22 protein-coding genes are annotated in these 20,799 nt (G+C 71.5%); 14 read left to right on the top strand and 8 right to left on the bottom strand.

Going from position 1 to position 20,799, the window contains the following annotated elements:
* Window positions 1-99 precede the first annotated feature (99 nt).
* Window positions 100-1,161 (bottom strand): mechanosensitive ion channel family protein, encoded by a 1,062-nt coding sequence (locus ACIBZJ_RS14425; RefSeq protein ID WP_395929422.1) that lies wholly within the window; start codon window positions 1,159-1,161, stop codon window positions 100-102.
* A 171-nt stretch (window positions 1,162-1,332) separates the two neighbouring features.
* Here ACIBZJ_RS14425 and ACIBZJ_RS14420 point away from each other — a divergent pair, with 171 nt between their 5' ends.
* The 3 genes from ACIBZJ_RS14420 to ACIBZJ_RS14410 all read left to right on the top strand — a co-directional run bounded on the left by ACIBZJ_RS14420 (window position 1,333) and on the right by ACIBZJ_RS14410 (window position 4,517).
* Window positions 1,333-1,851 carry an HNH endonuclease gene (locus ACIBZJ_RS14420; protein WP_395929420.1) on the top strand — a complete coding sequence of 173 codons (519 nt, stop codon included), beginning with the start codon at window positions 1,333-1,335 and terminating at the stop codon, window positions 1,849-1,851.
* A 147-nt stretch (window positions 1,852-1,998) separates the two neighbouring features.
* A complete protein-coding gene (locus ACIBZJ_RS14415; RefSeq protein WP_395929417.1) occupies window positions 1,999-4,059 on the top strand; it encodes a serine/threonine protein kinase in 2,061 nt (686 codons plus the stop codon).
* A 113-nt stretch (window positions 4,060-4,172) separates the two neighbouring features.
* Window positions 4,173-4,517 carry a hypothetical protein gene (locus tag ACIBZJ_RS14410; RefSeq protein ID WP_395929415.1) on the top strand — a complete coding sequence of 115 codons (345 nt, stop codon included), beginning with the start codon at window positions 4,173-4,175 and terminating at the stop codon, window positions 4,515-4,517.
* On the opposite strand, the gene kynU is transcribed toward ACIBZJ_RS14410, so the two are convergent.
* Window positions 4,510-5,754 carry a kynureninase gene (gene kynU, locus ACIBZJ_RS14405; protein ID WP_395929413.1) on the bottom strand — a complete coding sequence of 415 codons (1,245 nt, stop codon included), beginning with the start codon at window positions 5,752-5,754 and terminating at the stop codon, window positions 4,510-4,512. The two genes, ACIBZJ_RS14410 and kynU, sit on opposite strands and share 8 nt — an antisense overlap.
* Window positions 5,755-5,920: 166 nt before the next feature.
* Here kynU and ACIBZJ_RS14400 point away from each other — a divergent pair, with 166 nt between their 5' ends.
* Together ACIBZJ_RS14400 and ACIBZJ_RS14395 are read left to right on the top strand one after the other, a co-directional pair.
* Window positions 5,921-6,232, top strand: coding sequence for a hypothetical protein (locus tag ACIBZJ_RS14400; RefSeq protein WP_395929411.1), 312 nt, complete (start codon window positions 5,921-5,923; stop codon window positions 6,230-6,232).
* A 49-nt stretch (window positions 6,233-6,281) separates the two neighbouring features.
* The gene (locus ACIBZJ_RS14395) at window positions 6,282-6,656 is read left to right on the top strand and encodes a DUF5130 family protein (protein WP_395930216.1); all 375 of its coding nucleotides are present in this window, start codon (window positions 6,282-6,284) and stop codon (window positions 6,654-6,656) included.
* 135 nt (window positions 6,657-6,791) lie between these two features.
* Here the strand turns inward: ACIBZJ_RS14395 and pepN are convergent, their stop codons facing one another.
* Window positions 6,792-9,329, bottom strand: coding sequence for an aminopeptidase N (gene pepN / locus ACIBZJ_RS14390; RefSeq protein ID WP_395929408.1), 2,538 nt, complete (start codon window positions 9,327-9,329; stop codon window positions 6,792-6,794).
* A gap of 254 nt (window positions 9,330-9,583) precedes the next feature.
* Here pepN and ACIBZJ_RS14385 point away from each other — a divergent pair, with 254 nt between their 5' ends.
* Window positions 9,584-10,213, top strand: coding sequence for a disulfide bond formation protein DsbA (locus ACIBZJ_RS14385; protein ID WP_395929406.1), 630 nt, complete (start codon window positions 9,584-9,586; stop codon window positions 10,211-10,213).
* Between the two features lie 238 nt (window positions 10,214-10,451).
* Here the strand turns inward: ACIBZJ_RS14385 and ACIBZJ_RS14380 are convergent, their stop codons facing one another.
* On the bottom strand, window positions 10,452-11,054 hold the full coding sequence (locus tag ACIBZJ_RS14380) for a hypothetical protein (protein ID WP_395929404.1): 603 nt from the start codon (window positions 11,052-11,054) through the stop codon (window positions 10,452-10,454).
* Between the two features lie 200 nt (window positions 11,055-11,254).
* Here ACIBZJ_RS14380 and ACIBZJ_RS14375 point away from each other — a divergent pair, with 200 nt between their 5' ends.
* Genes ACIBZJ_RS14375 through ACIBZJ_RS14365 form a run of 3 tightly spaced genes read left to right on the top strand, consistent with a single transcriptional unit; the run spans window position 11,255 to window position 13,885 of the window.
* Window positions 11,255-12,454 (top strand): DUF1015 family protein, encoded by a 1,200-nt coding sequence (locus ACIBZJ_RS14375; protein WP_395929402.1) that lies wholly within the window; start codon window positions 11,255-11,257, stop codon window positions 12,452-12,454.
* Window positions 12,451-13,404, top strand: coding sequence for an alpha/beta hydrolase (locus ACIBZJ_RS14370; RefSeq protein ID WP_395929400.1), 954 nt, complete (start codon window positions 12,451-12,453; stop codon window positions 13,402-13,404). Before ACIBZJ_RS14375 ends, ACIBZJ_RS14370 begins: the two co-directional genes overlap by 4 nt.
* A 13-nt stretch (window positions 13,405-13,417) precedes the next feature.
* Window positions 13,418-13,885, top strand: a complete 468-nt coding sequence (locus ACIBZJ_RS14365) for a ribose-5-phosphate isomerase (protein ID WP_395929398.1) — start codon at window positions 13,418-13,420, stop codon at window positions 13,883-13,885.
* Window positions 13,886-13,953: 68 nt separating this feature from the next.
* Here ACIBZJ_RS14365 and ACIBZJ_RS14360 read toward each other — a convergent pair whose 3' ends face one another.
* On the bottom strand, window positions 13,954-14,304 hold the full coding sequence (locus ACIBZJ_RS14360) for a hypothetical protein (protein ID WP_395929396.1): 351 nt from the start codon (window positions 14,302-14,304) through the stop codon (window positions 13,954-13,956).
* Here ACIBZJ_RS14360 and ACIBZJ_RS14355 point away from each other — a divergent pair.
* Window positions 14,290-15,108 carry an Fpg/Nei family DNA glycosylase gene (locus ACIBZJ_RS14355; protein WP_395929394.1) on the top strand — a complete coding sequence of 273 codons (819 nt, stop codon included), beginning with the start codon at window positions 14,290-14,292 and terminating at the stop codon, window positions 15,106-15,108. The genes ACIBZJ_RS14360 and ACIBZJ_RS14355 overlap by 15 nt on opposite strands.
* Here the strand turns inward: ACIBZJ_RS14355 and ACIBZJ_RS14350 are convergent, their stop codons facing one another.
* Window positions 15,109-15,468 carry an ATP-binding protein gene (locus ACIBZJ_RS14350; protein WP_395930214.1) on the bottom strand — a complete coding sequence of 120 codons (360 nt, stop codon included), beginning with the start codon at window positions 15,466-15,468 and terminating at the stop codon, window positions 15,109-15,111.
* 321 nt (window positions 15,469-15,789) lie between these two features.
* Here ACIBZJ_RS14350 and ACIBZJ_RS14345 point away from each other — a divergent pair, with 321 nt between their 5' ends.
* From ACIBZJ_RS14345 to ACIBZJ_RS14330, 4 genes are all read left to right on the top strand, one after another.
* Window positions 15,790-16,152 (top strand): hypothetical protein, encoded by a 363-nt coding sequence (locus ACIBZJ_RS14345; RefSeq protein WP_395929392.1) that lies wholly within the window; start codon window positions 15,790-15,792, stop codon window positions 16,150-16,152.
* A 92-nt stretch (window positions 16,153-16,244) separates the two neighbouring features.
* The gene (locus ACIBZJ_RS14340) at window positions 16,245-16,529 is read left to right on the top strand and encodes a hypothetical protein (protein ID WP_395929390.1); all 285 of its coding nucleotides are present in this window, start codon (window positions 16,245-16,247) and stop codon (window positions 16,527-16,529) included.
* A complete protein-coding gene (locus tag ACIBZJ_RS14335; protein ID WP_395929388.1) occupies window positions 16,526-17,731 on the top strand; it encodes a cupin domain-containing protein in 1,206 nt (401 codons plus the stop codon). The genes ACIBZJ_RS14340 and ACIBZJ_RS14335 overlap by 4 nt, the downstream gene beginning before the upstream one ends.
* Window positions 17,728-18,558 carry a sucrase ferredoxin gene (locus ACIBZJ_RS14330; RefSeq protein ID WP_395929386.1) on the top strand — a complete coding sequence of 277 codons (831 nt, stop codon included), beginning with the start codon at window positions 17,728-17,730 and terminating at the stop codon, window positions 18,556-18,558. Before ACIBZJ_RS14335 ends, ACIBZJ_RS14330 begins: the two co-directional genes overlap by 4 nt.
* 24 nt (window positions 18,559-18,582) lie before the next feature.
* On the opposite strand, the gene ACIBZJ_RS14325 is transcribed toward ACIBZJ_RS14330, so the two are convergent.
* Together ACIBZJ_RS14325 and ACIBZJ_RS14320 are read right to left on the bottom strand one after the other, a co-directional pair.
* Window positions 18,583-18,960: a YkvA family protein gene (locus ACIBZJ_RS14325; protein ID WP_395929384.1), complete on the bottom strand. Its 378-nt coding sequence runs from the start codon at window positions 18,958-18,960 to the stop codon at window positions 18,583-18,585.
* Window positions 18,961-19,074: 114 nt separating this feature from the next.
* Window positions 19,075-20,706 carry a sulfatase gene (locus ACIBZJ_RS14320; RefSeq protein WP_395929382.1) on the bottom strand — a complete coding sequence of 544 codons (1,632 nt, stop codon included), beginning with the start codon at window positions 20,704-20,706 and terminating at the stop codon, window positions 19,075-19,077.
* Between the last annotated feature and the right edge of the window lie 93 nt (window positions 20,707-20,799).

The raw sequence follows: 20,799 nt of genomic DNA, 5'->3' as shown, positions 1-20,799 counted from the left end.
CGGTCCGCCGGTCGCTCAGAGCTCCCTCCGCGCCCGGCTCGGGGAGACTCGCGCTGCGGCCGGCCGCCGGCGCCGAAGCTCGCCGCCCCGGGCTGGTGGTCAGGCCGGCGGGGCCGGCATCGGCGTGATGCCGGACGTGATGCCGGCGGCATCGAGATCGGCGCTGATCCGGGCCCGCAGCTCGCGGGCCACCCGCCACTGCGCCGCGGTCGTCGTCCGGACCGTGACCCGCAGCATCAGGCCGGTCTGCGTCAGCTGTTCCACGCCCAGCACCTCCGGCGGCGCCAGCAGATCGTCCTTGAACGCGTCTTCCTCGGTGAGCTGGGCCGCGGACTCGGTGAGCACCTCGTGCGCCTTGTCGAGATCGGTACCGAACGGCATCGGTACGTCGATGACGACCTGCGCCCACCCCTGGCTCTTGTTGCCGACCCGCAGGATCTCGCCGTTGCGGATGTACCAGACCACCCCGCGGACGTCCCGGACCGTCGTCACGCGCAGACCGATCGTCTCGACGGTGCCGCCGGCCTCGCCCAGATCGACGATGTCGCCGACGCCGTACTGGTCTTCCAGGATCATGAAGATCCCCGACAGGTAGTCCCGGACCAGCGACTGCGCCCCGAAACCGAGTGCCACACCGGCGATACCGGCGCTCGCGACCAGCGGCGCCAGGTTGATGTCGAACAGCCCCAGTACCGACGAGCCGGCGACGACGAAGATGATGATCGACGTCACGCTGCGGAGCACCGAGCCGAGCGTGCTCGCCCGTTGCGCCCGCCGTTCGCTCATCAGGCCGCTGGCCAGCAGCGCCGAGGACGCTTTCTCGCGGAACGGCCGGAGGATCCGCGGCTTCTTCTTCGGCTTGCCGTCCTTGTCGGTGCCGCTGTCGACGCTCCCGACCGACGTGACGCCGTTGATGATGCGGTAGAGGAACCAGCGGATCAGCAGCGCGATGACGACGATCAGCAGCACCAGCAGGGGCTTGGCCAGCAGCCACTCGACCGCGTTCGAGAGCCAGCGGCTACCGGTTGAGTCCCACACCCATTTGCAGACCGAACCCTCGTTGTCTTTGCCCGCGGCGCAGCCAGGGGTCACGTCGTCGCGCAGGAAACTGGGCCACTCCTCGAACCAGGAGGGGACGGCGGCGGCAATACGGAGACTCACGTGCTCTTCGTACCGTATGCCGCTCGGACGCGGGTCCACCCCCCTCGGGACGGACTAGGACGAACTGGTCCCTGGGTTCGAGTGTGACGAACTTGGGATCGTAGTACCTCCCAGATCATGCGTGCAGAACGGGCGCCGGTGAGCGATCATTGCCGCAGCGGAGGTGATCCGATGCCCGGTACAGCCGTATCGCTGGTACTCAACGCCACGTACGAACCATTGTGCGTGGTACCAGTACGGCGTGCCGCCGTATTGGTACTCACCGACAAGGCCGTCCCGGTCACCGAGGGGGACGGCCTTCTTCGTTCCACGACCACGATCGTGATCGCGCCCGCAGTGGTGCGGCTCACCCGCTTCGTGAAGGTCCCGTTCCGCGGCCAGGTGTCGCTGACCCGCCGGGCGGTGTTCGCCCGGGACGCCGGTCGCTGCGCCTACTGCACGACGTCGGCGACGACGATCGACCACGTGATCCCCCGTAGCCGCGGTGGCCGTCACGTGTGGGAGAACGTCGTCGCGGCGTGCACGCGGTGCAACCACATCAAGGCCGACCGCACGCTGGCCGAGCTCGGCTGGCGCCTCCGCCGCCGCCCCCAGGCCCCGACCGGCGTCGCCTGGCGGGTCCTGGGCCACCGCACCCCGGATCCCCTGTGGCGCACCTGGCTCGACATGCCGGAGAGCGCGGCCAGCTGAGAACGACGCCGAGCCGGCTCCCGGTCAGAGCTACGCCCGGGGGCTCTCAGGGTTATCCCTGAGGTTGACGGCTCGGCGACGAACGGGGCCAGTCCTTAGGGGCGCACGGGTACCTTGGGGGTTCCTGGCGAACTAGAGGACGGCGATATGACGACTGCGGGAGCCGAGACCGTCGACCTGGTCTGCGGACCTGACGGACCGCTTCCCGAAGGCCGTCAGCGCTACCGTCTGACCGGCCGATTGGGCTCCGGCGGTCAGGCCGACGTGTTCCGCGGGGTCCGGCTCTCGAGCGGCGTCCGCTCCGCGCCGGTGACCGTCAAGGTGTTCCGCGCCGACCACCGCCGCCCGGTCCTCGACCAGATGCGCTCCTGGGACAAGGGCGACGCGGTCCTGATGGACCTCAACACCCGCGACGTCCCCGGCATCTGCCTGCGGGTCGACGGCTTCTACGGCGCCCCGCCGGTCCGGCCCGACGCCACGTCCGTGCTCGGCGCCGACACCGACCGCCGCATCCCGTACCAGGTCCTCGACTACCTGCCCGGCCACACGCTGCTCCAGCACGTCGCGAAGCAGGCCGGTGGCGAGAGCGTCCCCCGCCTCGACGGCGTCACGGTGCTGACCACGCTGGCCAAGTCGATCGCGCTCCTGCACCAGCCGGCCGACCGCGGCGACACGCCGGTACTGCACATGGACGTGAAGCCCGCGAACGTCCTGGTGCTGCCGACCGGCGAGATCCGCCTGATCGACTTCACCGCGGCCCGCTACCACGACCCGATGCACATCACGACGATCGCGCACACGCCGGAGTCGGCCGGCCCGGAGGCGTTCACCGGCGTCGTCGGTCCGTCGTACGACGTGCACGGTTTCGGTTCGGTCGCCTACCACCTGGTGACCGGCTGGCTGCCCCGCGCCGACCGGGCCACCTCCCATTACGACGGTGCTCTGGTGGCACCGGGTGCCTTGCGCCGTCACCCCTTGCTGGACGCCAACCCCGCACTCGCCGCCCACCTGCTCGCACCGCTCGACGACGACCCCGAGAACCGTCCGCGCAGCGCCGAACTGCTCGGCTGGGTCGCCACCCTCGGCCGTCTGGCCGCGGCCGTCCCGCCGGCGAGCAATCACGTCGACTGGCACGCCGGTGCGGTGCCCACGCGGGTGGCCACCCCGACCCGCGTCGAGCAGGCCCAGCCCGCCCGCGGCTCGGTCCAGCCCGGCGGCTCGGCCCAGCCCGCCCGCGGCTCGGCTCCGGCGGCCCGAGGCGCCGCCCGAGTCGGAGCCGCCGCCGTCGGTGGAGCCGCGGCCGTCGGTGCCGCGGCCTCCGCGGCCGGCGCACCGCCGGCCGCGCCGGTCTGGGGCGCCGCCGCCGACTCCTCCCCGTCCGCGCCCGAGTGGGGCCGGGCGGCCGCGCGGCCGTCGCGCCCCGACGGCACCGCGCCGATGCCGGAGTACCTCGCGTCCGCGTCGGCGGGCCGGTCGCCCCGGCCGGACGCGACCGCCCCGATGCCCGAGTACCTCGCCGGGGGTGGCTCGGCGCCAAGCCGGCCCAACGCCACGGCACCGCTGCCCGACTACCCCGGCGCCCCGTCGTCGGCCCCGCCCGCCCCGCGCTCCGGGCCCCCCGCGGCTCCGCAGTCCGGCCCGCCGGCCCCCGGCGGTCCGAAGATCCCCAGCGGCGTGGCCAAGGTCGGCCCGCGTCAGCCGAGCCCGGACGACTACCCTTACCCGCCGCAGCAGCCTTCCGCGCCGCGGGGTGGCAGCGACCCCTACGGCCAGAGCAACGACCCCTACGGCCAGGGTGGCGGCCAGCAGGCTCCGGCGCCGCAGCAGCAGAGCGGCCCGACCCGTCGCAAGGGCAAGGCCTACACGACGTTCGCGGTGGTCATCGCGGCCGCGGCCTGGCTGCTCTGGCTCGCGACGGTCGCGATCATCAGCGGCGCCGACACCGGCGAACCGATCACCGCGCTGATCCTCGTCGTCGCCGGCGCGTTCGCTGTCTGGTGGCTCATGCGCCTGGGCAGCCACCTGATCCGCAGCACGCTCGACCGCGGCTCGCGGCGCAGCACGCTTCTGCAGAACATCGCCACCGGCACGTTCATCCTGCTCTGCGCCACCGTGTTCCTGACCAGGGCGACCGGCAACTTCTCCGACGTCGGAGGGATGATCAGCGACTGGTGGTCGAACCTCTGGGACAGCATCTGGCCGTTCTGACGGGCGTCGTACTCCCCGCGGGCCCGCTCCACCGCGGGCATGATCGTTCTCACCGGTGCCACCGGCGACGTCGGCCGCTCTCCGCCCGCGGGATCTCCAACGCGTACGCCTGGGTGCCGTCGGTCCGCGCCGAGCGGGTCGTCGCCGCGCCGTTCGCGGACGTGGCCCTGCCGGTCGTCGACCCGGCCGACGTCGCCGCGGTCGCGGCCGCGGTTCTCACCGAGGACGGCCACGAACGGCGTGCCTACGACCTGACCGGGCCGGCCGCGATCACGCCCCACCAGCAGGCCGAGGCGCTCGGGGACGCGATCGGCGAGCCGACCCCGGACGAGCAGCGCGTGAGCCCGGCCGTCGGTCGGATCCTCGGCCGCGAGCCCCGCGGCTTCGCCGTCCGGGCCGCTACGAACGCCGCCGCGTTCCACGAACGCCGCCGCGTTCCGGTGACCGGCGTCAGGTGACTCGGCCGGGGGTCGCGTCGTAGGTGCGGTGCTCGCCCGCGACGACCAGGTCGCGGAGCCGCGACAGGCCGTCGTGGACGTCCTGGAAGCTCGTCGTGAGCGGCGAAAAGCCCAGGCGCAGGCGGGACGGTGTCCGGTAGTCGGGGACGACCTGCCGGGCGATCAGCGCCTGGCAGATCCGCCAGGCGTCCTCGTGGTGGAGGCTCACGTGCCCGCCCCGCCGCGAGGCGTCCCGCGGCGACGCGACCCGGAAACCCAGCGGCGCGAGCCACTCGTCGTGCCACTCGATCGCGTACGACGTCAGCGCGATCCCCTTGGCCCGGATCGCGCCGATGCCGGCCTCGATCACCGGCCGGATCCCCTCCTGGACCCCGTACAACCCCAGCACCGGCGGCGTCCCCACCGCGAACCGCTCGATGCCGTCCACCGGCCGGTACTCCGGACCCATCGCGAACTGGTCCCGCTGCCCGAACCAGCCCCAGATCGGCTGCCGCAACGACGCCTGGAGCTCCCGCCGGACGTAGACGAACGCGGGCGCGCCCGGCCCGCCGTTGAGGTACTTGTACGTGCACCCGACGGCCAGGTCGGCGCCGGAGGAATCCAGCGGCACCTCGACGCTGCCGGCCGCGTGCGAGAGGTCCCACAGCATCAGCGCGCCCACCGCGTGGACGGCGTCGGTGACCGCGCCCATGTCGGCCAGCGCCCCCGACCGGTACGCGACGTGCGACAGGCACACCAGCGCGACGTCCTCGTCCAGCGCGGCCCGCAGCACGTCGAGGTCGAGGCCCGCATCGATGTCGGTGTGCACCGTCCGCAGCGAGAGACCCCGCGCCGCGGCCAGGCCCTGCAGGACGTAGAGGTCGGTCGGGAAGTTGTCGTCGTCGAGGACGATCACCCGCCGGTCGGGCCGGGCGTCCAGCGCGGCCGCGGCCAGCTTGTACAGGTTGACGGTGGTCGAGTCGCCGACCAGCACCTCGCCCGGGCGGGCCGACACGACGCCGGTCGCGATCTCGTCGCCGATCCCGCGAGCCAGGTCGATCCAGTGCGACCAGGACCGGATCAGCCCGCGCCCCCACTCCTCGGTGATCGCGGCGGCGACCCGGCCGGCGGTCGTCCGGGGGAGCCTTCCCAGCGAATTACCGTCGAGATAGATCAATTCCTCATCAGCGTGGACGAAACGATCGCGGAAGCTCGCGAGCGGGTCGGCGGCGTCCAGCGCGGTCGGCGAGTTGAGCACGCCCCATCCTGACTCACCGCAGGTGGGAGTGGGCCGGAGGACGTGCGAAAGTGGTGAACCGGGGTACCACGGCGGACACCCTTTGACATGCGGCACGTCGGTCCTCCGCTACCGTAAGCGGCGTCCACACGTCCGCTCGCTCGATCGAGAGAGTGAGAAGCTCCCGATGTCCGTGCTGGAGACCACGCTCGTCTTCGTCGTTGTCCCCCTGGCGGTGGCGGGCGTCCTGGCGTTGCTGACGCTCGGCGCCGGCGGCAACCGCACCCCGCGCTACCGCCCCGGGATGCCGTTCGAGTTCACCCCGGTGTGGTTCCTCGCGGCCCCGCCCACCGCGCTGTCCGTCAACGGCCAGCACCCGGCGCTGGAGCAGGCTCCGGCGCGCGGTGTGCTGCAGGCCGCTCCGGAGCAGGTCGCGGACGGGAAGGCCGTGACCGTGCCCAACTCCGGCCCGAAGGGAGGCGCTCGTGGCACCTGGTGAATCGTCGGAGATCCCGGCCTCGAAGCTCTCGTCCAGCCAGCTCACCTCGATCGCGAACGGCGCGGCCGCGGCCGGTCCGTTCAGCTCGCGGCAGCTGTTCCGCATCGACGAGGCGCTCACCGCCGCCGACCGCGAGACCGGGCTGACGTTCAGCGTGTACGTGGGGGCGCTCGAAGAGCCGCTGCGCGACAACGCCGAGGCGCTGCTCGACGCGCTGCCCGACCCGTCGGATTCGGTGCTGCTCGCGGTGTCGCCGAACCAGCGTGCGCTCGAGATCGTCACCGGCCTGCGGGCCGCCAAGCGCATCCCCGACCGAGCCTGCGAGCTCGCCGGCATGAGCATGCGCGCGTCGTTCCAGGGCGGCGATCTGGCCGGCGGCATCGTCGAGGGCCTGCGGATGCTGGCCGACCGCGCGCGCAAGTAACTCGCGCGCCCGGCACACCCCCGGAAACCGGAGGGTGGGCGCGCAACCGACTACGGCGCGGCGGGACGGTTCGGCCGAAACCGGCGAAGGCCGGTCCCGGAAGGGGCCGGCCTTCGCCGTGCAGGCGTAAAGAACCTACGAAGCCGCGCGGTCGCGGTCGCGCGCCTTCAGAGCGCGGACCAGGCGGTCGCGGCCCTCCGCCACCAGGCGGTGCAGCGCCGGCGGATGATCTCCGGCGAGCCAGGCGTCGGTGCGGTCGACGGTCTCCTGGGTGACCTCCCAGGCCGGGTACAGGAGCACCGCGACGTTCTGCGCCACCTCGGACGTGCGACGGGCCCAGACCTCACCCACCACCTCGAAGAACTTCTCGGTGTAGGGCTGCAGCAGCGCGATCTGGTTCGGGTGACCGAAGCCCCTGATCACCGCGAGACCGAGCTGGTTGGGCAGCTGGTCGTCTTCGGTCGCGAGGTGCCAGGCCTTCGCCTTCGCGTCCGCCGTCGGCACCAGGGAACGGGCCGTGGCGGCCTCCTTGCTGCCCTGGTCGGTGGGGTCGCGCTCGAGCTCGGCGGCGATCTCGGCCTCGCCCGCGGCGCCCATTCCGACCAGCGACTGCAGGAAGTCCCAGCGCAGCTCGGTGTCGACCTGGAGGCCGGGCACCTGCTCGGTGCCGTCGAGCAGCGCGCGCAGGTAGGACAGGTGGGCCTCGGTGCGGGCCGTGCCGGCGAACGTCCGGGCCCAGACGAGCTGGACGTCGGAGCCCGGCTCGGCCGACCGCAGACGCTCGTACGCGGCGTCGGCCACGAGCGAGTACCCCTCGACCGCCCACGCCGGGTCGGCGTACGACGAGAGCGCCGCCCTGGCCTGCCGGAGCTGCGTCTCGACCACGCTGATCGTGGACTCGGCGGCCAGCCCGTTGAGCACCAGGCGGATGTAGTCGCGGGCGGCCAGCTCGGCGTCGCGGCACATGTCCCACGCGGTCGCCCACAGCAGCGAGCGGGGGAGTGCCTCGGTGAAGCCGCCGATGTGGTCCACGACCGTGGCCAGCGACTGCTCGTCGAGCCGGATCTTCGCGTAGGTCAGGTCGTCGTCGTTGAGCAGGACGACGGCCGGCGGCTGCTCGCCGGTCAGCTCGGCGACCTCGGTACGGGCACCGTGGATGTCGGTCTCGACCCGGCGGCGGCGGACCAGCTCGCCGGTCGACCCCGACAAGTCGTAGAGGCCGATCGCGATCCGGTGCGACCGCAGCGTGCCGTGCTCCGGCGGCGCCTCCTGGACGACCGCGAACGACGCGTACGTGCCGTCGGGCGCGAGCGTGAACGACGGGCGCAGCGTGTTGACGCCCGCGGTCTCCAGCCACTGCGCCGACCAGTTCGACAGGTCGCGGCCGCTGGCCTCGGTGAGCGCGGTCAGCAGGTCGGCCAGCGTCGTGTTGCCGAACGCGTGGGCCTTGAAGTAGCTCCGCAGCCCGGAGACGAAGTCGTCCTCGCCGACGTAGGCCACGAGCTGCTTGAGGACGCTCGCGCCTTTCGCGTACGTGATGCCGTCGAAGTTGACCTCGACGGCCTGCATGTCGGGGATCTCGCAGGCGATCGGGTGGGTGGACGACAGCTGGTCCTGCCGGTAGCCCCAGCCCTTGCGGTCGGTGCAGAACGCGGCCCACGAGTCGGTGAAGCGGGTGCCACCGGCGGCGGCCCAGTGCGCGGCCCACTCGGCGAACGACTCGTTCAACCAGAGGTCGTCCCACCAGCGCATCGTGACGAGATCGCCGAACCACATGTGGGCCATCTCGTGCAGGATCGTGTTGGCCCGGTTCTCCCGGACGTAGTCGGTCACCTTGCCGCGGAAGATGTAGCTCTCGGTGATCGTGACGCAGCCGGCGTTCTCCATCGCGCCCGCGTTGAACTCCGGGACGATGAGCTGGTCGTACTTCCCGAACGGGTAGCGGACGCCGAAGTGCTCGTGGAAGAAGTCGAAGCCCTGCTTGGTGATCTCGAAGATCTCGTCCGGGTCGAGGAAGTCTTTCAGCGACTGACGGCAGAAGAGCCCGAGCGGGATGTCGTCGTGCTGGTCGGTGACCTTGTGGTACGGACCGGCGACGAGCGCGGTGATGTACGTGGACATCCGCGGGGTCGGGGGGAACTTCGTCACCGGGCCCTGGCGGTCGGGCACGCCGTTCGAGACGACTTCCCAGTGTTCCGGCGCCGTGACCTCGAGCGTGAACGTCGCCTTGAGGTCGGGCTGGTCGAAACACGCGTAGACGCGCTTGGCGTCGCCGGTCTCGAACTGCGAGTAGAGGTAGACCTCGTCGTCGACCGGGTCGACGAACCGGTGCAGGCCCTCGCCGGTGTTCATGTAGCTGCAGTCCGCGTCCACGACCAGCACGTTCTCGGCCCCGAGATCCTCGAGGGGCAGGCCGGCCTCGGGGTCGTAGCTCGTGACGTCCAGCTCCGCGCCGTTGAGCGTGGCCCGGCGGACGCCCGCCGCGATCAGGTCGATGAACGTGGAGGCGCCGGGAGTGCGGGCGCTGAACCTCACCTCGGTGACCGAGCGGAACGTGTCGACGCCCGGCTTACCCGCGCCGTCGGTCAGGTCCAGCGTGATGTGGTACGACGCGACGTCGAGTAGATCTCCGCGTGCCCTGGCTTCGCCGAGGGTCAGATTGGTACCGGCCAACTGTCGGGTACTCCTTCGCCGCTCCGGTTTGGTACTCCGTTCCGACCAGTCTCCCACGCGAGGAAGTCGAGGCGTGGGTCCGCTGATCGGCTGATCAGCCCCGTTGGTACCTGGCGTTTACGCAGTTCTCAGAGGGCTCGGTCGACCCTACCCACGGGGATTGCGGGTAACCCGGTGCGGGGCCGGTGGGAATTCTGGAGCGGCCGTCCGTGCTGCCACCGGATGAGGTCCGAGCGCCGAATGAGGAGGCACCGATGAGTGAGCAGAGGACGCCGGTCGGGTTCTGGTTCGACCCGCTGTGTCCGTGGGCCTGGATGACGTCACGGTGGGTGCTGGAGGCAGCCACGGTCCGCCCGCTGGACATCACGTTCCACGTGATGAGCCTGGCGGTGCTCAACGAGGGCCGGGACCTGCCCGAGGAGTACGCCGAGATGATGAAGAAGGCGTGGGGGCCGGTACGGGTCGTCATCGCCGCTGAACAGGCGCACGGCAACGAGATCGTGCTGCCGCTGTACACCGCGCTCGGCAACCGGATCCACCTGCAGAAGGTCGGGCTCGACGACCCGGCGCTGCTCACCGACGCGCTGCGCGAGGTCGGGCTGCCGGTCGAGCTCGCGGAGGCGGCGACGTCGACCGAGTACGACGACGCGCTGAAGAAGTCGCACCACGAGGGCATGGATCTGGTCGGCATGGACGTGGGTACGCCGGTGATCCACGTGCCGGGTCCGGACGACGAGACGATCGCGTTCTTCGGTCCGGTCGTGACGCCCGCCCCGAAGGGCGAGGCCGCCGCCCGCCTGTGGGACGGCGCGGTGCTGGTCGCCTCGGTGCCCGGCTTCTACGAACTCAAGCGAACCCGAACCGCAGGCCCCATCTTTTCTTAGGTGGGCGGCCCCGCTGAGAACGGCGCTGACAGCCGCGCCACACGACTTGAGTACGAGCGTGTACGAGGCGTCGAGTGGCGCGGATGTCAGCGCCGTTCTCAGCGGGCTCCAGGTCAGGACCGGGGGCCTCGCCGAGGCGTAGGCGGGTCAGCTACGGGGAGTAGCGGGCTCCAGGTCAGGACCGGGGGGCTCGCGGAGGCGTAGGCGGGTGTAGCGGGCCCAGGTCAGAGCGGGGAGCTCAGCGCAGGCCTAGGCGGGTGAGTTCTAGGCGGGACAGGGCTTCCAGGGCTTCGGGGTGGCCGGCTCGCCAGGCTTCGCCGGGGTCGACTTCCAGGCGGCGGGCCACTCGGATGACGTCCGACAGCGGGGCGTGGGCCAGGGCCCGCAGGGCGAAGAACGACGCGTCCGCACCGCCACGCACCAAGCGCCGGGCCGCGGTGGCCTCCCGCACCCACCGCGACCGGCGCAGCACCCACCAGAGCACGATCAGCAGCGGGATCGCCGCCGCCACCAGACCGGTGACCAGGGCGGCCTGCTCGACGGTGTCGTGCAGCGTCTTCCCGGCCTCCGCCACCTGATCGCCGGCACCGGCCGCCTTGTCGAACGGTTCCCGCAGACCGCCGCCGACCCCGGGAATCCGGCCGACCTTGTCCCCGGCGCTCGACAACCCGTCGCTGAACCCGCTACCTGCCGACTGCAACGTTTCGCCGGGTGCGGCCAATTTCGAAATCTGCCGATCCACCCAACCCTGTAGCCGGACCGCCCACCAGATCAACCCGACCGCGATCAGATCGCCGACGAGCTGACGCAGGGCCTGCCCGGTACGGGCTGAATAGAGCACCGGCGCTGTACGGGGCGCGACGCTAGACCTGCCACCCATCGGAATCCTCCCCAGGTTGAACCGCGTGGATGTCGGGGTAAGCCATAGCGCACGTCCCCCGCACGCGCCGAACCCACGCCTACCGAGGAGAAACCTGTGGCGGACGACGCGCCGCGTCCCACGACCCGATCCCTGCTGTTCAGCGCGGTAGCGTGGTCGCGATGAGTGCACTTCACCCGATACCGGTCGGATGGGTTTCGACCGGGAAAACTGGCGCACAGAACTACGACGAGTTCGCCGACGACGCGGAAATCACCGCGCTGGTCACCGACCACCCCGAATCGATGCTCGGGGTGGAGATGCCGCACCGCACGCCGGAAGCGGTCGCCGACGGACTCGACTTCGCTGGTGCGCTGCCCGTCGCGTCCGCGCGACTGGCCGGGATGATCGATCGTGGTGCGCTACAGCCGTTCACCGACGCGATTGCCGTCTACCGGATCGGGGCCGACTTCCTCGCCCTCTTCTGCCTCGTCGACACGGCCGAGATCGCGTCCGGGCCGGGTGAGCCCGGGCGGGTGATCCGGAACGAGGAAGTCTTCGCGTCCAAGGTCGCCGAGCGCACCGCGCTGATCCGGACGCTCGGCACGCTGACCAGCCCGGTTCTGCTGGTACAGGCGGAAGGGTCGCTCCGGGAAGAACTCGAGAAGCTCGACCTCGGCCGGCCGGACGTCACCGACGTCGACCAGCACGGTCTGACCCACGCGGTCTGGCTGCTCGGGCCGGGCGAGGACCGCGACCGGGTTCTCGAGGCCGCCGACGTCGGCGAGCTCGTCGTCGCGGACGGGAACCACCGCAGCCTCGCCGCGCAGCAGGCCGGGCTGACCCGGTTCCTCGCCGTGGTGGCGCCGGCCGAGTCGGCGAGCATCCAGCCGTACCAGCGTCTGCTGCGCACCGCCGACCTGAGCCAGGTGCTGGACGGGCTGCGGGCCGCGGGCGCTGGTGTTCAGGCCGTGGACGGACGCCCGGCCACCCCGGCGCGGGGCACTGTCGTCCTGTACGCGGACGGACAGACGTACGAGGTCACGCTGCCCCGCGCCGTCGGCACCACCGCCGACCGGCTCGACCACACGATCGTCGAGCAGCTGCTGATCCGGCAGGTGCTCGGACTCACCCCCGATGACCCCTCCATCTCCTACATCGGCGGCGACTACCCGGCCGGCTGGCTGGCCGCCCAGGTGGACGCCGGGCGAGCGGCGCTGGCAGTGCTGCTCGCGCCGGTGACCGTCGCGGACTTCGTCGAGGTGAACCTCGACCGGGCCGTGATGCCGCGCAAGAGCACCTGGTTCACGCCGAAGGCGCGCACCGGGCTGGTGCTCGCCGATGTTCACGCAGACTTTCAACCGGAGGCGTCGTCGCGATGAACCTGCACCCACAAGCTGTTGCAGACCTCGCCAGCGAGACCATTCCCCAGGGCCCGGTGCCGGAGCCGACCGCCGCCGACATCGCGGCCACGCGCGCGGCCGAGAACGACAGCGCGCTCGCGCTCGGCGGCCCGCCGGTCCCGGTCGCGATCGTCGTGGACCTGGAGGCGGACGGCGTCCCGATCCGGCTCTACAACCCGCGCGGTGGCCGCGGCACGCCGGTGATGTTCTACCTGCACGGCGGAGGGTGGGTGGGTGGCAGCCTGGTCACCCACGACCAGGCCTGCCGTCGGCTGGCCCACCGCTCGCACTGCGCCGTCGTCGCGATCGACTACCGGCTCGCGCCGGAGTATCCCTGGCCCGCCCAGGTCGAGGACGCCGTGCACGCGCTCGCCTGGGTGCGCGACCACGCCGACGACCTCGGTCTGGACGTCAGCCGGACGGCGGTCGTGGGGGACTCCGCGGGCGGGACGCTGGCGGCGATCCTGGCCCGCCGGGCGCGCGACGCCCACGCGGGCTTCGACTTCCAGGCGCTGATCTACCCGCCGGTGGAGCCGTTCGCGGAGCCGCCGCTGGGTCCGGACCCGCAGACCGGCACCGAGCACGGCCTCTCGGTCGGCGAGATGGCGTGGGCCTGGAACAAGTGGCTCGACGGCGCCGACCCCGACAACCAGGACATCGCCCCGGCCAGGACGAAAGACCTGGCCGGGATGCCGCCCACGCTGATCGTCACCGCCGAGTACGACGTCCTGCGTGACGGCGCGGAGGCGTACGGCGAGGCGCTGGCGGCCGCCGGTGTGCCGGTCGTGACGACCCGCTACCTGGGGGTGCCGCACGGTTTCTTCCGCCGGCTCGCGGTGTACGACGCCGCGACCCTCGCGGTCGACCAGGTGGCGATCGCGGTCAAGGACGTGCTCGACCCGATCGCGTTCCCGGTAGTACAGGCCTGAGAGGATGCCAGGCATGCGCGTCTACCTTGGCTCCGACCACGCCGGATTCGAGCTGAAGCAGCACCTCGTCGAGCACCTCACGCAGGCCGGCCACGACGTCGTCGACGTCGGCCCGCACACGTACGACCCGGAAGACGACTACCCGGCCTTCTGCCTGGCCGCGGCAGCGAAGGTGGTGGCCGACCCGGGCAGCCTCGGCGTCGTCATCGGCGGGTCCGGCAACGGTGAGCAGATCTCGGCCAACAAGGTCGCCGGGGTCCGCGCGGCGCTGGCCTGGAACATCGAGACCGCGCAGCTGACCCGGCTGCACAACGACGCGAACGTGGTCGGCATCGGGGCCCGGATGCACTCGGCCGAGGACGCCACCGCGATCGTCGACGCCTTCCTCGAGACGAAGTTCAGCGGCGAGGAGCGGCACGCCCGCCGCATCGCGATCCTGACCGAATTCGAAAAAACCGGAACCCTCCCCCCTCTCCCGTAGCGGGCCGCTCACTGGCCGGAACGCGGTTCGCCTCGTCGGGCGAGGCCGCGGCTCCGGGGCGCCTCGGGTCAGGGATCGGGGCGGGTGGGGGCTGGTCGGATTCCGGGCGGGAGTGTCTCGGTCGGGACGTACTGACGCCGGACGATGACCAGGTTCTGCTCGGCGTCCGCGATGTCTTCGTCCGTGGGGCGGGACGCGTCGCGGGCGCGCATCGCCGCGTCCGGACGCAGCTGTGACGGCCCGGCACCGACCAGGCTCCGGAGCACCTTGTCGGCCTCGGGCCCGTCGGGGACGCGGCGCACCGGAGCCTCTTCGGCCTCCGCCGAGTTGCGCCGCCGCCGTTCCCGGCGACGATGGAGATCTTCCGCCATGGTCGCGACCCCGATCGAGGAGAGCCCGAGAGCGTGCCCGAAGGTCATACGATCCACCGCCTGGCCCGACGGCACAAGCGCCTGTTCGCCGGTGCGCCCGTGCGGGCGTCGAGTCCGCAGGGGCGCTTCGAGGCCGGTGCGGCGGCACTGGACGGGCTCGTGCTGCGCGGCACCGACGCCCACGGCAAGCACCTGTTCCACGACTACGGTGACCGCTGGCTCCACGTCCACCTGGGTCTGTACGGAACGTTCGCCGACGGAGGCGGAGAGCCGCCCGCGAACCGCGGGCAGATCCGCCTGTTGCTCAGCGGCGGCCGGCCGCGTCACGGAGTGGTGGCACCGGCGTGGGCCGAGCTCCGCGGCCCGACGGCCTGCGAGGTCCTGGACGACCCGGAGCGGGACGCGTTGCTGGCGCGCCTCGGGCCGGACCCGCTCCGCAAGGACGCCGATCCGGACGTCGCCTGGCAGCGCATCGGTCGCAGCCGGACGTCGATCGGCGCGCTGCTGATGCGGCAGGACGTAGTGGCCGGGATCGGCAACGTCTACCGGGCGGAGGTGCTGTTCCGGCACGGGATCGACCCGTACCGTCCCGGCCGGGACCTGGGGGCGGACGAGTGGCGCTCGGTCTGGGACGACCTCGTGCTGCTGATGACCGACGGGGTGCGGCTGGGGCGGATCGTCACGCTGCGTCCGGGGTTCCCCAGGGAGCCGCGAGCGACTCGGCGCAACCGCGGTGCCGGGCGGTACGTCTACCACCGTGCGGGCCTGCCGTGCCGGATCTGCGGGACGCCGATTCTGACCGCGGTGGTCGAGGGGCGGAACCTTTTTTGGTGCCCGGTCTGCCAGAAGTGACTATTGGCACACCGGCTCGGGAGTCCTGACCCGCAGCTCGAACCAAATACGCTTTCCGGGACGAGCCGGGCCATCCGGCTCCACGCCCCAGCGCTCGGCCATCGCGTCCACCAGAGCGAGGCCGCGACCGGACACCGCATCGGGGTCGAACGCTCCCAGCCGGGGCGGTTCGAACGCGTCGTCGTGCACCTCGATCCGGACGTCCGACCGGTCGCCGGTAGTGATGATCAGGACCCGCGCGCGCGACCGGGCGTGCACCACGGCGTTGGTCACCAGCTCTGTGACCAGCAGTTCGGCGGCGTCGACGAGGTCGGAGTCGGCATGGCGCCCGAGCGTGTCGGAGACGAACCGGCGGGCCAGCCGAGGGCTGCGGGCGACGGCTTCGAGCTCGATCTGAGCGCGGATCGCGCACCTCCTCCTCCAGCCCGCGCGCGAGGCTGCGCGGGGTCAACCGTTCGTTCCTAGTGTGCCGTTTTGTCATATACCCGGCACCCCGGGGTGGTTGCCTATAGCTGACGGACTGCGGAACCTCGCGAAACGGAGACTCTTGAACGGTACGGATGCGGATGTGACATATACGAAACCTGACCGACGTTCTCTCGGAGAGACTCATGGGTAGCCATGTGTCAGCACGTGAGGTGAGTGTTCACGGCTCGCCCCGGAAGAAGAGGAAATTTCTGAATGCGGGACCACGTCATCGTCAAAAGCGAACGCAGGGCCCTGACGGCTTACTCGACCAACCAGCGGCCCCTTGAATTCACTTCGTTTCTGCGCGGCGCCGGCGCCGCGCTCGACTGGGCCATCGGCACGGTGAGCGCCGCCCCGGTCGGCCCCGGTACCGGCCCGGCTGATCCCGACACGATCGCCGCCCAGATCAAGATGTGTGACGTCCTGCTGGCCGGGCCGACGCTCGCGCTGAAGCCGGGACGCACCGATCCTCACTACGTGAACGGCGTCGAACACGCGTTGCGATGGCTGCTGGAGCTCGAGGCCGAGCCTCCGGTGCCGTTCGACGGCGCGCCGTCCGTGGCGCCGGCGGCTTAACCGACGCGCGCTGTTTGGGGGCCGTGGAGCTGGGCATATGCCTCGACGTCCGGCCGGCAGCAAGGCCGGCCCCGTACAGAGAGGAACGCCCTATGGCGCTCAACGACGACGACATCGTCACCTCCGGACCCGGCGGAGGAGAAGGCCCTGCGGACGGCGGCGCGAACCCGGGCGGTCACGACGGCGGTGCCGACGGTGGCGCCGACGGTGGCGCTGAAGGCCCGGCCGACGGCGGGGCGAACCCCGGCGGTCACGACGGTGGCGCTGATGGCGGTGCCGACGGTGGTGCCGAAGGCCCCGCGGACGGCGGCGCCAACCAGGGCGGCCACGACGGCGGTGCCGACGGTGGCGCAGATGGTGGCGCATCCCGCCTGTGACCGCTGAATTCGCGCTCAGGACGACCGGCTTCACCGCCGGTCGTCCGGCGCTGGCACGCTGCGCCCCCGGCTTCACCGGGCCGGACTGGGGAACGTCACCGCGCCTGAGCACCGGAGGCGACTTCGCCGATCTGTTCGGTACCGGTGCGGTCGACGAACTACTCACCCGCCGCGGGCTCCGGACGCCGTTCATCCGGCTGGCCAAGAACGGGTCGGTCGTCGATCCGAGCCGCTACACCAGCGGCGCCGGAGCCGGAGCCGAGATCGCCGACCAGGTCGTCGACGAGCGGGTCGCCCGGCTGTTCGCCGACGGCGCGACGATCGTCCTGCAGGCGCTGCACCGCACCTGGCCGCCGCTGGTCGACTTCGGACAGCAACTCGCCACCGACCTCGGTCACCCGGTCCAGATCAACGCGTACGTGACGCCGCCGCAGAACCAGGGCTTCGCCGCGCACTACGACGTCCACGACGTGTTCGTGCTGCAGGTGGCCGGTGAGAAGCGGTGGCTGATCCACGAGCCGGTCATCGCGTCGCCGCTGCGGACGCAGCCGTGGACCTCGCACGCCGATGCCGTGGCCGAACGGGCCACCGAGGCGCCGGTCATCAACACCGTGATGCGGCCGGGCGACTCGCTCTACCTGCCGCGGGGCTGGCTGCACTCGGCGCAGGCGCTGGGGGAGACCTCGGTGCACCTCACCGTCGGCGTGCACCCGACGACCAAGCACGCGCTGGTCGAAGCGCTGGCGGCGCTGGCAGCCGACGTCCCCGCGCTGCGTGAGTCGCTGCCGCTCGGAGTCGATCTCGCCGATCCGACCGGCCTCGGGCTGTCGTCGGTGGTGGACGCGTTGTCGTCGTGGCTGCGGGAGGCCGACCCGGCCGTCGTCGCGGACGAGGTCCGCAAGAGGGTCTGGCCGCAGAGCCGTCCGGAGCCGGTCGCACCGCTGGCGCAGGCCGCGTTCGTCGCCGGGCTCGGGCCCGACAGCGTCGTGCGGCTGCGCCGCCACCTGCGCTGCGTCTGGGACGGGTCGGTACTCAGGCTGCCCGATCGGACGCTGACGCTGCCGCCGATCACCACCGCCGCCGTGAAGACGCTGCTGACCGGTGCGCCGGTGCGGGTCGCAGAACTGCCCGATCTCGACGCGGACGACCAGGTGGTGCTCGTCCGTCGCCTGTTGCGCGAAGGGTTGTGCGTGCCCGGGTGACGTTTCGCTGTGCGGTGGCGGCCCGGGCGCGCGGTGACCAGATTTTCGGTACGGCCGCTCCGGGCGAGCGGTGGTTGCTCGTCGAGCACCCCGGCCCGTGGCCTCGGCGTGCGTTCGAGGCGTCCGAGGTGCTGACCCGGATCGCGCAACGGGCGACCGCGGCCGGAGTGCGGGCGGTACTGATCCGCCGTCCCGGGCGGCAGGTGGCGTCCGCTTCCCTCTCGTACGCGTTCGTGGACGCCCGGCCGGGCGTCGAAGGCGTGTGGTGGTCGTCGTTCTCGGACTACGACGAGTTGCTGTCGGTGCCGTTGGCGGCATCGGGGTCCTCGGGTCCTCCGGTGGCGCTGGTGTGCGCGCACGGGAGGCACGACACGTGCTGTGCTATCGAGGGCCGGCCGGTCGCCGCGGCACTCGAGGCGGCCCGCCCGGGGACGACCTGGGAATGCTCACACGTCGGCGGTGACCGGTTCGCGGCGAACGTCGTGCTGCTGCCGCACGGGTTCTACTACGGCACGCTGGACCCGATCTCCGCCGTAGCGGTCGCCGACGCGTACCACGCCGGCCGGGTCGTGCCCGAGTACCTGCGCGGCCGCTCGACGTTCGCCCCCGCCGTGCAGGCCGCTCAGCACTACGCGCGGATGGCGTCGGGAGACTACGCGCTCGACGCGTTCGCTCCGCTGGGCGTATCGGTGCTCGGCGAGGGCGTCACGCGGGTGCGGATGGAGGGTGCGCTCGTCACGGTGCGGGCGGGCTGGTCCACGGCGGAGGTGCGGACGTGCGCGGCCGGCGGTCCCGTCGTCGCTCGGGTGTTCGAGCAGGTCGAGTAGGGTCCGCCGGCCGATGCGGTCGGCTCAGTAGGCCTGGCCGTTGATCGTGGGCGGCGCGGTCATGCGCTCCCACTCGAGGAAGTTGTCGGTCTCGGCGAAGAGCGCGCCCGCCAGGTACACCGCGACCGCGACGTCGTCGGCCAGCCCGAGGACGAACAGGAACGCCTCCGGCACCGCGTCGATCGGCGACACCACGTACGCGACACCGACGCCCAGCAGTGCCAGCTTCAGCCGGGACAGACCCGGGTAGCGGCCGGACGCCGACGCGGAGATCATCCGCGGGATCGCGCCGATGCGCGACCCGATCGACGGCGAGCCGGGCCGGGACGCTTCGCGGGCAACCTTCGCCGCGGCGGCGAGACGCGTCTTACGCCGCAGGGACCCACTTCCGGTGCGAGCCATGTGACACCTCCGAGATGGTCGAGACGGCGATTCCTTGATACCCGCTCGACGCAACGTCCTCCCATTTCCGGGTGTTCCGAAATCTGGCCCACGAGCTGAAGGCGGTGAGGAAGCCTACGAGCTGAACGCGGTGAGGAACTTGTCGCGGAAGGCGTCCATCTTCCAGACCGGGCCGTTCCGGCCCGGGTTCAGCGAGTCGGTCCAGCCCCAGGACGCGATCTTCTCGGCGACCTTCGGGTCCTTCGCGATGATCGTGATCGGCACGTCGTGGCTCGCGTTCTGGCCGCTGACCAGCGAGATCGGCTGGTGGTCGCCGAGCATGACGATCACCTGGTTCTCGTCGAGGTACTCGTGGACGTACGAGACGAACGTCTTCAGCGAGTACTCGATCGTCTTCCGGTACTTCTCCCGGACCTGGGCGGTGCTGCCCTGCACGTAGTTCGGGTTGGCGCCCCGGGTCGACGTGCCGTCGCCGAGCCGGTCCCAGTCGACCAGCTTCGGCGTGTACGACCACGGCGCGTGGCTCGTGGTCGTCTCGATCTCGGCCATCACCGGCCGGTCGCCGGTCTTGGCCAACTCGTTCTTCTGCAGCGCCGAGTAGAGCCACTGGTCCGGAGTCGAGGCCCAGGAGAACTTCGGGCCGCCGTATCCCAGGTTCCGGGCGTCGTAGATCTTGTCGAAGCCGTAGAACTTGCCCTCGGGCCAGTAACCGGTCAGCCCCGGCATGACCCCGACCGAGCGCCAGTCGCCCTTCTTGAAGGCGCCGGTGAGTGTCAGCCGGTCGCTGCCGACCAGGCTGCGGTAGCGGGCCTCGTTGTTGATCCACAGTCCGGAGTAGAGCGTGGAGTGCGCCAGCCAGCTGCCACCGCCGTACGTCGGCGACGTGAGCCAGCCGCTGCGCACCGAGAACCCGGCCTGCTTCAGTTCCGCGGTGCCCTGGTCGAGGACCGCGTCGACCTGCGGCGCGTAGTCCGGCATCTCGACCGCGCTGCGCCCGTAGCTCTCGATGAACGTGAACGTGACGTCCTTGCCCTTGAGCCCGGCGAGGAGCGGTTGACCCGCGAACGCGTCCTGGTTCAGCTCGCGGGCGAACTCGCGGTGGTCGGCCAGCGCGACCGGCACGCCCTTGAGCGTGTTGTAGGCGAACGGCGCGGTCAGGTTGCTGTTCTGCGGCAGGCCCGGGATCACGGTGCCAAAGCCGGCCGCCACGAACCAGACGACCGCCGCCGCCGCGACCAGCTTCGTCGAGTGCGGCTCGAAGCCTGCCAGCGCCGAGGCCAGCCGCCGCACGGCCAGCGTCATGAGCGTCAGCACCGCGACGATCAGCACCAGGACGCCGACCGTCGCGCCGATCGCCGCGGCCTTGCCGTACTCGCCGTTGACGAAGTCGTACCCGTTGCCGAAGAAGCTCCAGTCGAAGATGACGTTGAACGGCCGCGCCAGCACCTCGAAGAAGCCCATGTCGAGGCACTTGAAGATCGTGATCAGCCCGAGCAGCACACCCGCCACCGTGGCCACGATCGAGCGGAGCCGGCCGGGCAGCACCAGCAGCACGGCGGCGCCGACCACGCCCTCCACCGGGATCCGCGTGAACGCGCCCGGCTTGTCGAGCAGGAACACCCGGTTCGGGAACAGCAGAGCCCCGTAGACCAGCACCAGCGCGAGGCCGGTCAGCGTCCAGGACAGGATTCGCCGCCAGAGCGGACGGTTCGGCCGCGGAGACCCGGACCCGGAGGCAGGGGGCACGGAGGTAGGAGGCTCGTCCCCCACCGTTGTCGGTGGCTCGTGCGTTCCCGTCACAAGCGTCATGTCCGAATGCCCCTTAGTCACTGCCACCGC

Source organism: Cryptosporangium sp. NPDC051539 (genome assembly GCF_044454545.1).
GTDB lineage: Bacteria > Actinomycetota > Actinomycetes > Mycobacteriales > Cryptosporangiaceae > Cryptosporangium.
The sequence above is the reverse complement of the archived record's forward strand: the minus strand, read 5'-3'. Positions and strand labels throughout refer to the sequence as shown.